This window comes from Micromonospora sp. NPDC093243, assembly GCF_044753725.1.
Lineage (GTDB): Bacteria > Actinomycetota > Actinomycetes > Mycobacteriales > Micromonosporaceae > Micromonospora.
This window is the reverse complement of sequence record NZ_JBIVNT010000001.1, coordinates 803,244-817,582: the sequence shown is the minus strand read 5'-3', so window position 1 is coordinate 817,582 and position 14,339 is coordinate 803,244. Positions and strand designations below refer to the sequence as shown.

General features: G+C 72.6%; 9 protein-coding genes. 8 read left to right on the top strand and 1 reads right to left on the bottom strand.

Going from position 1 to position 14,339, the window contains the following annotated elements:
• The first annotated feature begins 2 nt into the window (after window positions 1-2).
• From ACIP9D_RS03690 to ACIP9D_RS03670, 5 genes are all read left to right on the top strand, one after another.
• A complete protein-coding gene (locus ACIP9D_RS03690) occupies window positions 3-713 on the top strand; it encodes a siderophore-interacting protein (RefSeq protein ID WP_350870638.1) in 711 nt (236 codons plus the stop codon).
• 105 nt (window positions 714-818) lie between these two features.
• Window positions 819-1,994 carry a siderophore biosynthesis protein gene (locus tag ACIP9D_RS03685; RefSeq protein WP_350870636.1) on the top strand — a complete coding sequence of 392 codons (1,176 nt, stop codon included), beginning with the start codon at window positions 819-821 and terminating at the stop codon, window positions 1,992-1,994.
• The gene (locus tag ACIP9D_RS03680) at window positions 1,991-3,619 is read left to right on the top strand and encodes an IucA/IucC family protein (RefSeq protein ID WP_350870634.1); all 1,629 of its coding nucleotides are present in this window, start codon (window positions 1,991-1,993) and stop codon (window positions 3,617-3,619) included. Before ACIP9D_RS03685 ends, ACIP9D_RS03680 begins: the two co-directional genes overlap by 4 nt.
• Window positions 3,616-5,214, top strand: a complete 1,599-nt coding sequence (locus tag ACIP9D_RS03675; RefSeq protein ID WP_350870633.1) for an IucA/IucC family protein — start codon at window positions 3,616-3,618, stop codon at window positions 5,212-5,214. The genes ACIP9D_RS03680 and ACIP9D_RS03675 overlap by 4 nt, the downstream gene beginning before the upstream one ends.
• Window positions 5,211-6,356, top strand: a complete 1,146-nt coding sequence (locus ACIP9D_RS03670) for an alanine racemase (protein ID WP_350870630.1) — start codon at window positions 5,211-5,213, stop codon at window positions 6,354-6,356. Before ACIP9D_RS03675 ends, ACIP9D_RS03670 begins: the two co-directional genes overlap by 4 nt.
• A 23-nt stretch (window positions 6,357-6,379) precedes the next feature.
• On the opposite strand, the gene ACIP9D_RS03665 is transcribed toward ACIP9D_RS03670, so the two are convergent.
• Window positions 6,380-7,126, bottom strand: coding sequence for an SDR family oxidoreductase (locus ACIP9D_RS03665; protein ID WP_350870628.1), 747 nt, complete (start codon window positions 7,124-7,126; stop codon window positions 6,380-6,382).
• An 86-nt stretch (window positions 7,127-7,212) separates the two neighbouring features.
• Here ACIP9D_RS03665 and ACIP9D_RS03660 point away from each other — a divergent pair, with 86 nt between their 5' ends.
• From ACIP9D_RS03660 to ACIP9D_RS03650, 3 genes are all read left to right on the top strand, one after another.
• Complete coding sequence (locus ACIP9D_RS03660; RefSeq protein ID WP_350870626.1) at window positions 7,213-7,845, top strand: TetR/AcrR family transcriptional regulator C-terminal ligand-binding domain-containing protein; 633 nt, start codon at window positions 7,213-7,215, stop codon at window positions 7,843-7,845.
• Window positions 7,846-8,129: 284 nt separating this feature from the next.
• Window positions 8,130-12,008, top strand: a complete 3,879-nt coding sequence (locus ACIP9D_RS03655) for a ThuA domain-containing protein (protein WP_350871134.1) — start codon at window positions 8,130-8,132, stop codon at window positions 12,006-12,008.
• Window positions 12,009-12,278: 270 nt separating this feature from the next.
• Entirely contained in the window at window positions 12,279-14,336 is a 2,058-nt protein-coding gene (locus ACIP9D_RS03650) for a M6 family metalloprotease domain-containing protein (protein WP_350870624.1), read from the top strand.
• Window positions 14,337-14,339: the final 3 nt, after the last annotated feature.

Genomic DNA, 14,339 nt, shown 5'->3' with positions numbered 1-14,339 from the left:
GCGTGAAGCGGAACTGGGAGGGCCTGGTGCTCAAGGCCATGGGAGGCCGGGACTTCCGGTTGACCGTGCTGGGCACCGAGTCGGTCGACGGGCACTATCAGCGGCTGCTCGTGGACGGCGGCGATCTGCTGGAGGCGTGCGGGGTGCACCCGACGATGTGGGTGCGACTGTGGTTCGACAACGACGGCCGGCCCCACCAGCGTGCGTACACATTGGTCGATCCCGACCCGGCCACCGGCCGGTTCAGCCTCGAGTTCGCCCTGCACGACGGCTGTGCCGCCCGCTGGGCCACCGCGGCGCGGGTCGGCGACACCATCGACGCGACAGTGCAGGGCAGCGCGTTCCGCCTCCCCGACCCCGCACCCGAGCACCTCTACCTGATCGGCGACGCCTCCGCCCTGCCCGCGGTGAACAGCCTGCTCGACGCGGGCGCCGACATCCCGGCGACGGTCTGGCTGGAGTACGCCCACGAGGGCGAGCAGGTGCTCGCCCCGCGCGCCCGGGCGCACCACGACGTCACCTGGGTGCCTCGTCGCGATGCCGGCGAGCACCTGGTCGAGACCGTCCGCGCCGCCCTGCCCGCCAGCGACACCGCCCACTACTGGGTGGCCGGCGAGGCGGCCAACACCCGCAGCATCTCCCGGCACATCCGCCGTACTCTGGGCGTCGGCAAGCACCAGCTCACCAGCCTCGGCTACTGGAGAGCCACGTGAACCGACGTACCGGGCTCCGGACCGCGCTGCCGGCGGCCACGGAGGTCACTCCTGTCAGGTTGATTCACCGGATCGCGGACGGTCAGTCCCGTCGACGGAGGTGAGATGCGGCTGTACCTCACCGCGCTCAATCCCACCGACGCCGTCCTGGAGGGATTCCTGCCGGCGGCGGCCGCACTCGGCCTGTCGGTCACCGTGCTGACCGACCGCCCCGACCAGTGGCCGGCCGGCGTGCCGGTCAGCGGATGCGCGGTCCGCGACCCGGCGGCGGTGCTCGCGGCGACGGCAGCGGACCGACCGGCGGCGTTGTTCTCCAACAGCGATCACCTGCAGGAGGCGACCGCGCTCGCCGCGCGGAGGCTCGGCCTGCCCGCGAAGGAGCCCGACGCGGCCCGGCGCTGCAAGGACAAGGCCGCGGCCCGGCAGGGGATCGCCGCCGCCGGTCTCGACCGGGTGAGCGCCGTCGTGGTCGACCCCGGTACGACACCGGCGGTGCCGGACGAGATGTTTCCGGCGGTCGTCAAACCCCGCGACGGCGTGGCGAGCGAGGACGTCTACCTGGTCACCGACCATCGGGAGCTGACCGCGCGGATCGCCGAGATCCGCCAGCGCCGACCAGACGTCGCGCTGATGGTCGAGGAGTACCTCGCGGGCGAGTTGCGTACCCACGAGACCCTCGGCGACGCGACGACGCTGGCCGTCCTCGGCGGCTGGCGTACCGGTCTCGGCCCGCCACCGACCTTCACCGAGGTCAGCCTCGACTGGTCGCCGGCGCAGGAGCGGGTCAGCGCCCAGGTCAGGGCGCAGCTGGACGCGCTCGGCGTCGGCTTCGGCGCGTGCCACACCGAGTACGTCGTCCAGGACGGCCGGGTCCGGCTGATCGAGGTGAACTACCGGCTGATCGGCGACCGGATGGACCTGATCCTCGCGGAGCTGCTCGGCGTACCGCTGTTCGAGCACGTCATCCGGCTGCACCTGGGTGAACCGCTGACCGCGCTGAAGCTGCCCGCCCCCGCCGCGAGCAACCGGTACGCCCGGGTCGAGTACGTCTGCGCGGACCGCCCCGGCCGGCTGGTCGCGGCCCCCGACCGGCTGGACGCGGTCCATGACGGCGTCCACCTGGCCTGCCGACCGCTGCGCGAGATCGGGCACAGCGCCGACCGGACCGGGACCAACCGCGACTATCTGGCCGTGCTGCACGCCATCGGCCCCGACGAGAGCAGCGTCCGCGCGGCGCTGGCCGCCTTCCGGGACGACCTCCGCTGGACCATCGCCGGATGACCGACGACACCGAGCGGGAACTGTTCGCCAGAGTGCTCGACGCCCTGCTGCGCGAGGACCACCTCGGGCTGCTCAGCCGCGGCCGGCCGGCCGGCGCCGACTGGTGGGAGGTCCCGCACGCCAACGGGCTGCTGCGGATGCCCGTTCGTGGGGACGGCTTCCAGCAGAGCTTCCGCGTGGCCGAGCCGCGGCTGCACGTCGTCGGCGCGGCGGCGGCCGTGCGTCAGGTCGACACCGTGGAGGATCTGCTGACGCTGCTCGCACCCCACGCCGACCCCGAGGCGGAGGCTGGGTGGCAGACCTTCGCCGCCGAGTGCCGCGCCGACCTGCGGGCCCGGCGCCTCACCGCCCGGGCCCGCCCCCGGGTGTACGCCTCGGTGGCCGCCGAACGGGCCCTCACCCGCACCGGCATGCCGGCGGCGCTGCTCGACGACGTGCTCGCCGCGCACGCCGGGCACCCCGTCTATCCCACAGACCGCTGCCGCCACGGCCTCGGTGACGACGAACTGCTCCGCTACGCCCCCGAACACGCGCCCCGTTTCCCGTTGCGCTGGCACGCCGTTCCCGCCGACACGGTGCGGCTCACCGGTGAACTGCCGTCGTGGTGGCCACGGGCGGAACGGGCCGATCAGGCGCTGATGCCGGTGCACCCGCTCACCGCCGCGCGCGACGCGCTGCCGGTGGCGGACCAGCCGGTGATCGCCGTGCGGCCCACCCTCTCCATGCGGACGGTGGCGCTCGAGCACGACCCGTACACCCACCTGAAACTGCCGCTGCCCACCGCGACCCTCGGCGCCCGCAACCGGCGGACGCTGCAGCCGGACACGCTCGCCGACGGAGCGGCTGTCGCCGGGCTGCTCGACCGGGTCGCCGCCACGGAACCGGCCTTCGCCGGCCGGATCCGGCACGCCGACGAAGGCACCTACGCGCACGTCGGCGGCGACGAGCGACTGAGCTTCCTGCTGCGCCGATTCCCGCGCGACCTGGCCGGGGCGCAGGTGGTGCCGGTGGCGGGCCTCGCCGCGACCGACCCCGTGGCGGGCACCGTCGCCGAGCGGATCAGCGACGGCAGGCCCGGCGCGCTGATCGGGTCCTACCTGGATCTGCTGCTCGACTGGCACGTCTGCCTCTGGCTGCGGTACGGAGTCGCCCTCGAGGCGCATCCGCAGAACATCCACCTGCTGGTCCACCCGGACCGGTCGGTGGGTCTGCTCTACAAGGACAACGACGGCGCCCGCCTGGACCCCCGGCACCACGGGCCCGGCGGGCTCACGCTGCGCGACGAGCGGATGTGGGCACACGATCCGCAGGAACTCGCCGACGTGTTCGTCACGATCAGCCTGCACCTGGCCGCGGCGGCGCCCCTGCTCGCCCTCGCCGCCCAGGGGGTGAGCGTGCCGTCGCCGGCCGCCGCGTTGGCGCCTCGACTCGCGGCGGCCCGCGACCGGTGGGGCACCGGGTCGGCGGCGCGCCTGTTCACCGAGCGGGTGTTGGACGCCGCCCGGCTGCCGATCAAGGCGATGCTCACGGCCGGCACCCTCCTGCCCAAGCAGCGACTGGGCTGCGCCGACGTGAACAAGTACTACCGGCGCACCGGACCGAACTACCTGCGGGAGACGTCATGACGTGCACCGGGTTGCGCTCCCGGCCTGGCCCCGACACCGACCGGCTCGCGGACCTCGCCGCGGCCCACGCCGTCTTCGGCTGCCTGCTGCGCGAGGTCGCCCTTCCCGACGGCGACGCGACCGTGACGGGCCGAGCGGTGCAGCTGCGGCTGCGGCGCCTCGACGTGACCCTGCGCTGCGCCCTCGCGCGGATCTCACCGCTCGGTGCGCACCGCTACACCGGGCCGGTGCAGCGGTTGGTCGCCGGCGGCCAGTGGGAGGATCTCGACGCGGCGCAGCTGGCCGAGCAGGTCGGGGCGGAGCTCACCGTCCGCACCGGCTTGGTGAACGACGAGTTCGTCGGGCAGATCCGGGCCAGCCGCGACACGGTCGCGCGGCTGCTGGCCGAGCGGCCGGCGCAGGACCCCAGCCCGACCGGCGACGCGGCCGTCGACGCCTACGTGGAGTCCGAGCAGTCACTGCTCTTCGGGCATCCGCACCACCCCGCCCCGAAGTGGCGCAGCGGGGATCCGGACGGCTGGCGGGCGTACGCGCCGGAGCTGCGCACCGCGTTCCGGCTGCACTGGCTCGCGATCCCGGACGAGCGGGTGGCCGGCGCCGGGCCGTTCGATCCGCTCATCGAGGCCCTCGACCCGCCGCGGGCACCCGCCGGGCACCAGGTGCTGCCGGTGCATCCCTGGCAGCTGTCGCTGGTCCCGCCGGTGCATCCCTGGGCTCTGCAACTGGGCCCGGCCGGCGTCCCGGTGCGGCCGACGGCCAGCGTCCGCACCCTCTACGCCCCGATGGCCGACCTGTTCGTCAAGACCAGCCTGCACGTGCGGATCACCAACTGCCTGCGCAAGAACGCGCGGTACGAACTCACCGGAGCGGTGGCCCTCACCGGGCTGCTCGCCGCCGTGCCGCTGCCGGCCGGGGTCGCGCTGCTCACCGAGCCCGCCTACCGCACGGTCGACGTGCCGGGCGCGGACGAGGCGTACGGAACGATCCTGCGGACCGGCCTGCGCCCGCACCTGCGCCCCGGGGAGACCCCGCTGTTGGCGGCCGCGCTGGCCGCCGCGCCGCTCGCGGTGCCGGACCCGGTGGCCTGGTGGCGCGCGTACGTCGGACTGCTGGTGCCGGCGGTGTTGCGCTCCTGGCTCCGCCACGGCGTCGTGTACGAGGCGCACCTGCAGAACGTGGTCGTGCTGCTCGACCGGGCCCGCCGGCCGGTGCGGATGCTGCTGCGCGACCTGGAGGGGGTGAAGCTGGACGCCGACCGGTTGGCGACCTGGCCGGACGGTGTTCCACCGCAGGCGCGCTACCGCGCTTCGGACGCCCGCCACCGGATCGTCTACTGCCTGTTCGTCAACCACCTGGCCGGCGTCTGCGGGGCGCTCGCCGACGCCCGGCCGGGCATCGAGCCGCGCCTGTGGCAGGAACTGGGCGAGGTCGTCGCGGCCGTGGCCGCCGACCTGGGCGACCCGCCCGAGCTGCGTCAGCTGCTGCGCGGGGAACCGCTGGTGGCCAAGGCGAACCTGCTGGTCCGGTGGCGGCGTGATCCCGACCGTGCCGCGCCGTTCGTGCCGGTGCCCAACCCGATCGGCGGGCTCCGGTGACCGGACCGGTCTACGTCCACGACCTCGACGGGCTCGCCGCGCACGCCCGGTCCATCCGGTCGGCGTTGCCGCGCCGGGTCGAGCTGCTCTACGCCGTCAAGGCGAACCCGGACGCCGACGTGCTGCGGACCCTGGCCCCGGCCGTCGACGGGTTCGAGACCGCCAGCCGCGGTGAGCTGCGCAGGCTGGCCGAGGTGCTGCCCGGCCGGGCGTCGGCCGCGTACGCCGGACCGGGCAAGACCGACGAGGACCTCGTCGCGGCGCTCGCCGCCGGGGTGCACCGCATCCACGTCGAGTCGCCGACCGAGCTGCGGCGCCTCGGCGCGCTGGCCCTCGCCGCGGGCACCACGGCCCAGGTGCTGCTCCGGGTGAACCTGCCGGTCGCCGCGCCCGGGGCGAGCCTGGTCATGGGGGGCGGGCCGAGCCCGTTCGGCATGGACCCGGCCGACGCGGTGCGGTGCGCCCGGCGCCCGCCCGCCGGTGTCGAGGTGCGGGGGGTGCACGCGCACCTGGCCAGCGGTCTGGACGCCCCGCTGGCCGGGGAGGTCGCCGCCGAGGTGGTGCGTTGGTCGGTCGGGCAGCTCGACGCGGCCGAGGTCGATGTCGGCGGCGGGATGGCGGTGGACTACCGGGACCCGGCGGCCCGGTTCGACTGGGCCGGTTACGGCCGGGCGCTGGCCGACATCCTCGGGGCGTACCCCGGGTTGCGGCTGCGGATCGAGCCGGGCCGGTCGGTCACCGCCTACTGCGGGTCGTACCTGACCGAGGTCATCGACGTGAAGCGGTCGCACGGCGAGTGGTTCGTGGTGGTGGCGGGCGGTACGCATCACCTGCGCACGCCCGCGGCGAAGGGGCATCCGCAACCGTTCACCGTGCATCGGCGGCCGGGGGCCGCAGGTCCCCGCACCGACGGCGGTCCGGTCACCGTCGTGGGGCAGTTGTGCACCCCCAAGGACGTGCTGTCCCGCTCGGCCGACGCCGGGCCGGTCGGCGTGGGGGACGTGCTGGTGTTCGCCATGGCCGGCGCGTACGCCTGGAACATCAGCCACCGCGACTTCCTGCTGCACGACCCGCCGCGGTTCCGCCTCGGTGATCCGCACCGGGTGGCCGCCGAGTGGACGGCCCGACCGGTGCCGGACTGACCTTTCCGCGGGGGAGGGGCGGGTCAGATCGCCCCACCGTTGGCGAACAGCACCTGACCGTTGACCCAGCGGCCGGGGCCGGCGAGGAAGGCCACCACCTCGGCGATCTCCTCGGGGGTGCCGATGCGCTCCATCGGGGGCTCGGCCGCGATCCGGGCCAGGGTCTCCTCGTCCTTGCCGTCGAGGAAGAGAGCGGTCCCGGTCGGGCCGGGGGCCACCGCGTTCACCGTCACGTCCCGGCCGCGTAGCTCGCGGGCGAGGATCAGGGTGATCGCGGAGACCGCGCCCTTGCTCGCCGCGTACGCCGCGTAGCCGGGGCGGGCGAAGCGCATGAGCGAGCTGGAGAAGTTGATGATCGCCCCGCCCCGGCGCACCCGACGGGCGGCCTGCTGGTCGACGGCGAAGGTGCCCCGCACGTTCACCCGCAGGAGCCGGTCGAGCTGGTCGAGGTCGAGATCGGCGATGGGGCTCAACGCCATCGCCCCGGCCGCGTTGACCACCACGTCGATCCCGCCGAACTCCCGCTCGGCGGCGTCGAAGAGGGCGGCCACGGCGACCTCGTCGGCGACGTCGGCCCGTACCGCGATGGCCTGGCCGCCCGCCGAGCGGACCTCGGCGACCGCCGCGTCCGCCTCGGCCTGGTTGCCCACGTAGTTCACGACGACGGCGTATCCGTCGGCCGCCAGCCGCTGGACCACCTGCCGCCCGATGCCCCGGGATCCGCCGGTGACGATCGCAACCCGAGTTCCGCTGGCCGAGGTGCTGCTCATGGGGTGTCTCCTTCGGCTCTACTCATGTGTACGCTGTGTCCATATAACCACGATGAAGACACCCTGTCCATATAACTGGAGGGACCGTGCCCCAGCTCACTCCCGGCGCCGACCCGCCGCCTCGCCGTGGGCGAGGCCGGCGCCCAGCCGACCAGGTCCGGGCCGAGATCCTCGCCGCCGCCGGCAATCTCCTCCTCGCCGAGGGCATGGCCGGCTTCACCATCGAGAAGGTCGCGGCCCTGGCGGGCGCCAGCCGTATGACGATCTACAAGTGGTGGCCCTCCAAGGGCGCGCTCGCCCTGGACGGCTACTTCTCCGTCGTCGCCCACACGCTGGCCTTCCCCGACACCGGCGATGTCGTCGCCGACCTGACCAACCAGCTCGTCGCCTTCGTCCACCTTATGACCGACACCCCGGCCGGGCGGGTCATCAGCCAGCTCGTCGCCCAGGCGCAGACCGATCTCGAACTGGCCGCCGCCTACCGTGAGCGCTACTCCGCGCCGCGTCGCGCCCTCGGCGTCGAGGCCCTCACCAGGGCGATGGCCCGAGGCCAGTTGCGCGACGACCTCGACCCCGAGGTCGTCGTCGACCAACTCTGGGGGGCCTGCTACCACCGGCTGCTCATCCCCGACCAGCCCCTCACCGAGGACTTCGCCCGCGCCCTGGTCGACAACCTCGTGCGCGGCCTGCGTGGCGAGATCGGGCCCCGAAAACCGTAATCTGATCTCCGCTCGGCCGTCGGCCCTGAGCTGCGGAGATAACGCTCTCACGGATGGTGGGAGAGTGCTTGACGGGCTCGGGATCCAGCCGTAACGATGTATTTACATGTCTTCGCGCTCGCGGTGGCGACGGTGCCGCAGGGCGAGGCGTGGGCATGCCCGGCACCACCTCCCGCACACCACCAGGCGTGATCGGCGCACGCCGTCCCCGCACCGCGAAAGGACCCACCGTGCGCAGATCCCTGAGATCGTGGCTCGGCGCCGTGCTGAGCGCGATCCTCGTGATGGGCGGCATAGTCGCCACGCCACCCGCGGCGAACGCCGCACCGTTCACCGTGCTGGTGTTCAGCAAGACCGCCGGCTTCCGGCACGGATCCATCGCCCCGGGCATCGCCGCCATCCAGCAACTCGGCGCCGCCAACGGGTTCACCGTCGAGACCACCGAGGACTCGGCCCAGTTCACCGACGCCAACCTGGACCGGTTCGCCGCGGTGATCTGGCTCTCCACCACCGGCGACGTCCTCAACGCCACCCAGCAGGCCGCGTTCGAGCGCTACATCCAGGGCGGCGGCGGATACGTGGGCGTGCACGCCGCCGCCGACACCGAGTACGACTGGCCCTGGTACGGCGGGCTGGTCGGGGCGTACTTCGCCTCGCACCCGGCCGACCAGACCGCCACCATCAAGGTCGCCGACCAGGTGCACCCCTCCACCGAGACGCTGCCGCAGCGCTGGACCCGGCTGGACGAGTGGTACAACTACCGCACCAACCCCCGGGGCAACGCGCACGTGCTGGCCACCCTGGACGAGAGCACCTACACCGGCGGAAGCATGGGCGCCGACCACCCGATCTCCTGGTGCCAGAACTACTCCGGCGGCCGGTCCTGGTACACCGGCCTCGGGCACACCGACGCGTCGTACGCCGAGGCGAACTTCCGTCAGCACCTGCTCGGCGGCATCAGAAGCGCGGCCGGCGCGGTCGACGCGGACTGCGGCCCCACCGTCAACAGCAACTTCCAGCAGGTGGAGCTGGCCAAGGGCGCGGCCGAGACCGGCGAGCCGATGAGCCTCACCGTGCTACCGGATCGGGGCGTGCTGCACACCTCGCGCAACGGCGTGATCCGGCACACCGACGCGGCCGGCAACACCAAGGTCGCCGCCACCCTGCCGGTCTACACCGGTGACGAGGAGGGTCTGCAGGGCATCAAGGCCGACCCGAACTTCGCCACCAACCGTTGGGTGTACGCGTACTACGCGCCACCGCTGAGCACCCCCGGCGGCGGCGCGCCGGCCACCGGCACGCCGGCCGACTTCGCCGTCTGGGACGGCGTCAACCGGCTGTCCCGGTTCACCGTGAACGCCGACAACACCCTCAACCTGGCCAGCGAGACGCTGATCCTGAACGTACCGACCAGTCGGGGCATGTGCTGCCACGTCGGCGGCGACATGGACTTCGACGCGGCGGGCAACCTCTACCTGTCCACCGGCGACGACACCAACCCCTTCGACTCGGCCGGGTTCACCCCGATCGACGAGCGGGCCGGCCGTAACCCGGCCTTCGACGCCCAGCGCACCTCGGCGAACAGCAACGACCTGCGCGGCAAGGTGCTCCGGATCAAGCCGAGCGCGGCCGGCGGCTACACCGTTCCGGCCGGCAACATGTTCGCCCCGGGCACCGCGCGGACCCGCCCGGAGATCTACGCGATGGGCTTCCGCAACCCGTTCCGGATGAGCGTCGACAAGGCCACCGGCATCGTCTACCTCGGCGACTACGGCCCCGACGCGGGCACCGCCGACCCGAACCGGGGACCGGCGGGCAACGTGGAGTTCGCCCGCATCGACCGGCCCGGCTTCTACGGCTGGCCGTACTGCACCGCCCGCAACGACGCCTACAACGACTACACCTTCCCGTCCGGCCCGTCCGGGCCGAAGTTCGACTGCGCCAACGGGCCGGTGAACAACTCGCCCAACAACACCGGCATCACCCAGCTGCCGCCGGCCATCCCGGCGTGGCTGCCGTACGGCGGTTCCGGCTCCCCGCCGGAGTTCACCGGCGGCGGCCTGTCCCCGATGGGCGGCCCGGTCTACCGGTACGACCCGAACAACACCTCGGACGTGGCGTTCCCGGAGTACTACGACGGGACCTACTTCGCCGGTGAGTTCGGTCGCCGCTGGATCAAGAACATCAAGCTCGACCCGGCCGGCCAGCCGTTGAAGATCAACCCGTTCCCGTGGACCGGCACCCAGGTCATGGACATGGAGTTCGGCCCGGACGGCGCGCTCTACGTGCTCGACTACGGCACCGGCTGGTTCAACGGCGACGCCAACTCGGCGCTGTACCGGATCGAGTACGCCCGCGAGGGCCGGGCGCCACGCGCGGTGGTCTCGGCCACCCCGACCAGCGGCGTCGCGCCGCTGACCGTGGCGTTCTCCTCGGCCGGCACCCTCGACCCGGACGGTGACCCGTTCACCTACGCCTGGGACTTCGACAACAACGGCACCACCGACTCGACCGCGGCGAACCCGAGCTTCACATACACCACCAACGGGACCCGCAGCCCGACCCTGACGGTGCGGGACAGCACCGGCAAGACCGCCACCGCCAGCGTGGTCGTCACGGTCGGCAACAGCGCCCCGGTCGTCACCGTGAACACCCCGTTGAACGGGCAGACCTTCAACTTCGGCGACGCGGTGCCGTTCACCGTGACCGTCACCGACGCCCAGGACGGTGCCGTCAACTGTGCCCGGGTGAAGGTGAACTACGTCCTCGGTCACGACTCGCACGGCCACCAGCTCGGCAGCGTGCAGGGCTGCTCCGGGGTCATCCAGACCTCGGCCGACGGCGAGCACGACACCGCGGCGAACATCTTCGGCATCATCGACGCCGAGTACACCGACCTCGGCGGGGGTGGCCAGCCGGCACTGACCACGCACACCCAGGCCGTGCTCCAGCCCCGGGTGCGCCAGGCGGAGCACTTCGGCGACTCCTCCGGCGTCCAGATCGTCGCCGGGGCAGCCGGGCACGGCGGGGCCGCGGTCGGCTACATCGACAACAACGACTGGATCTCGTTCCGTCCGTACAACCTGACCGGCGTCCAGTCGTTCAGCGCCCGGGTCGGCGCTCCGGCCGGCGGCGGCGGCACACTGGAGCTGCGGGTCGATTCGCCCACCGGGCCGCTGGTCGGTTCGGCCACCGTCGTACCCACCGGCGGGTACGCCAACTTCGCCACGGTCACCGGCGGGATCACCGCCCCGACCGGCACCCGGACCCTCTTCCTGGTCTTCAAGGGCACCGGCCCGTGGTTCGACATCGACGAGTTCACCCTCTCCACCACCCCCGGCGGCCCGGGTCCGGACCCGGACCCGCCGACCGGGAACCTGGCCAGGGGCAAGCCCGCCCGGGCGTCCAGTTTCGAGGGCGCGTTCACCGCGGCGAACGCCTTCGACGGTGTACTCGGCACCCGCTGGGGCAGCGCCTTCAGCGATCCGCAGTGGATCGATGTGGACCTGGGCGCCACGTACGACATCAACCGGGTCAAGCTGACCTGGGAGGCGGCGTACGGCAGCGGCTACCAGATCCAGACCTCGCCGGACGGGGTCAACTTCACTCCGATCCGGACGGTGACCGGCGGCGACGGCGGCGTGGACGACCTGACCGGGCTCACCGGCTCCGGCCGCTACGTCCGGCTCACCGGCACCACCCGCGGAACCGCCTGGGGCTACTCGCTCTTCGAGTTCGAGGTCTACGGCGGCACCGGCGGCCCGACCGGCCCGGGTACGAACCTGTTGCTGAACAAGCCGACGTTGACCTCCAGCAACGAGGGAGCCGACGTCGCGGGCGCCCAGGCGGTCGACGGCAGCCTCACCACTCGCTGGTCGAGCGCGTTCTCCGACCCGCAGTGGATCCGGGTCGACCTCGGCAGCCCGACCGCGATCGGCCGGGTCAAGCTGAGCTGGGAGGCGGCGTACAGCAGCGCGTACATCATCCAGACGTCGAACGACGGCACCACCTGGAGCAACGTGAAGACGGTGACCGGGGCCGACGGCGGCGTGGACGAGCACGCCGCCCTCGGCGCCAACGGTCGCTACCTACGGATCTACGGCACGGCCCGGGGCACCCCGTGGGGCCACTCGCTCTGGGAGTTGGAGGCGTACGGCAGCTGAACCACCACCGAGAACGTGGCCGGCACGGGCCCACCGTGCCGGCCACGGCCGTCCTCGGCCGGAACACCGGCGACGCCCCGACCGGACGTCGACGCGGACGAGTGTCCTGCACGTGTCGGAAGTGGTGCCGGTCTATCTGCCGACATCTGCACAGTGACCGCGTGGCGGGCCGGCTCCTAGATTCATGATCGGGCGTGATCATGCGGACGGTGAGCGCTGCCGGCCCCGATCGGCGCGCCCTCACCAGCCCTCGACCTGAGAGGTGACCCGATGCACCTTCTGCCCACCAGGCGCGCGGCGTGGCGTTCGGTGCTGGCCGCCGCGGTCGCGACCGTCCTGGTCGCGACCGGCGCCACGCAGCCGGCCACCGCCGCACCGGGCGGCCCACCGGACGGGCCCGCCCCGTTCCAGGTGCTCGACCCGCAGAACTGGCAGAACCCGGACACGATGACCTGGGACGACTACGTCCCCGTCCCCAACAGGAACTGGGCCGACCCCACCGTGCGCGGGTCGGTCCGCAACTTCAAGATCGCGCTGGTCACCCTGGACTACCCGGACCAGCCGTTCGTCATCACCCAGCCGGCCGGCTCCACGGTGTTCGGCAACCCCCAGGCGACTGCCGCCAACGTGCCGCGGAACCAGGTCGCGCCGTTCTACACGGACTTCCTCAACAAGCCCGGCGGGCTGAACCGGGGACACACCCTGCACGAGTACTGGATGCAGGACTCCAACGGCCGCTACGGCGTGGACCTCAACGGCTTCGGCCCGTACGAGATGCCCGCGAAGTCCTACCAGTACGGCATCGACAACGGCTTCAACCCCGGCGCCTGCCCGTCGGGGGAGACGTGCGCGAAGAACATCCGGACCGACGGGCTGGGCGCCTGGCGCGCGGCGGTCGGCGAGGAGGTGGCGAACAGCTTCGAGCTGGTCTTCATCCTCTCCGCCGGTCAGGACGAGTCCTCCACCTGGCAGGAGTTCGGCCAGATGATGTTCCAGACCAAGGAGGACGTGCCGGACGCGTGGGGCCCGCCGGACCCGGCGCTGCCCAACTACGCGAAGACCCGCTACGTCGACTGGACCTCCTGGAAGGCGGCGGCCACCATCTGGCCGAACGCGGGCGGTGGCTCGTCGACCCAGGCGGAGAGCTCCGGCATGGGCGTGTACGCCCACGAGCTGAGCCACCTGCTGAGCATCGGGGACAACTACAACAACCCGTACGGGACCCCGCTGCGACGCGCGTACACCGGCATCTGGAGCATGATGTCGCGCGGCTCCTTCAACGGGCCCGGCGGCCCGCACACCCGCTGGCAGATCCCCCCGGTCAACGGCGGCTCGATGGGCTCGCTGCACACCCTGCGGGACAAGATGAAGATCGGTCTGGTCGGTGAGGAGCACGTGCTCCGCCTGTCGCGGGAGGCGCTGGCCTCCTCCGGCCTCGTCGTCGCCGACGTCACCGCCCGCGCGGTCGACGCCGGCCAGGGCGGGCTGACCGGCCTCAACATCGCCATGGACCAGGACCGCTCCCCGTCCTGCACCGTCACCACCGACCCGCTCTGCGACGGCGGCCGGTTCAACAACTACACCCTCGAGGTCGTCGACCGGATGGGCGCCGACTCGTTCACCCCGGACAACGGCGTGCTGATCAGCAAGACCAAGAACACCGACAGCGCCCCGTTCCAGTGGGTCGTCGACGCCAACCCGCAGGACATCGACATGGTGGACTTCTACCAGCCGAACGGCACCCCGCAGAAGATCACCATGGGCGACTACCGGCAGCTCTCCGACGCGCTGTTCCACGCCGGCGCCAACTCCGGCAGCGAGTACGAGTACGTGGACGAGGCCAACCGGCTGCACTTCTACGTGCTCAACCTCCGGCGGGACGGCAACGGGGTGCTGTCGTACACGGTGGCGGTCCGTTCGCTGGACGGCGCCGGCCCGAGCGCGCACGGCGTGAAGCTCTCCAAGGGCAAGCTGGTCACCCGGGGCAAGCCGAGCGGCAAGGGCGCGACCTGCGCCTTCGACCTGACCAACACGGGCAGGTACGTCGCGGGCGAGCAGCAGCACCCGGAGGACGCCGCCGCGTACCTGCAGTCCGACGTGTACCGGCTCTCGGCGAGCGTCGCCGGCAGGGGCTGGCGGGTGGAGCTGCCGAACGCGCTGGCCACGGCCGAGTTCGGTGAGAAGGCCCCGGTCAGCGTCTCGGTGGGCGCCGACGCCCGGGCGAGCGCGACCACCCTGGTGACGCTCACCGCCACCTCGGTGAGCGACCCCAGCAAGACCGTGACCAGCCAGTGCCGGGTCGAACGACCGCGCGCGCTGCTCGGCTGATCC

Coding starts and splice junctions, on each gene's coding strand:
- ACIP9D_RS03650 (WP_350870624.1), top strand. CDS start 12,279: ATGCACCTTCTGCCCACCAGGCGCGCGGCGTGGCGTTCGGTGCTGGCC.
- ACIP9D_RS03685 (WP_350870636.1), top strand. CDS start 819: ATGCGGCTGTACCTCACCGCGCTCAATCCCACCGACGCCGTCCTGGAG.
- ACIP9D_RS03655 (WP_350871134.1), top strand. CDS start 8,130: ATGGGCGGCATAGTCGCCACGCCACCCGCGGCGAACGCCGCACCGTTC.
- ACIP9D_RS03665 (WP_350870628.1), bottom strand. CDS start 7,126: ATGAGCAGCACCTCGGCCAGCGGAACTCGGGTTGCGATCGTCACCGGC.
- ACIP9D_RS03680 (WP_350870634.1), top strand. CDS start 1,991: ATGACCGACGACACCGAGCGGGAACTGTTCGCCAGAGTGCTCGACGCC.
- ACIP9D_RS03675 (WP_350870633.1), top strand. CDS start 3,616: ATGACGTGCACCGGGTTGCGCTCCCGGCCTGGCCCCGACACCGACCGG.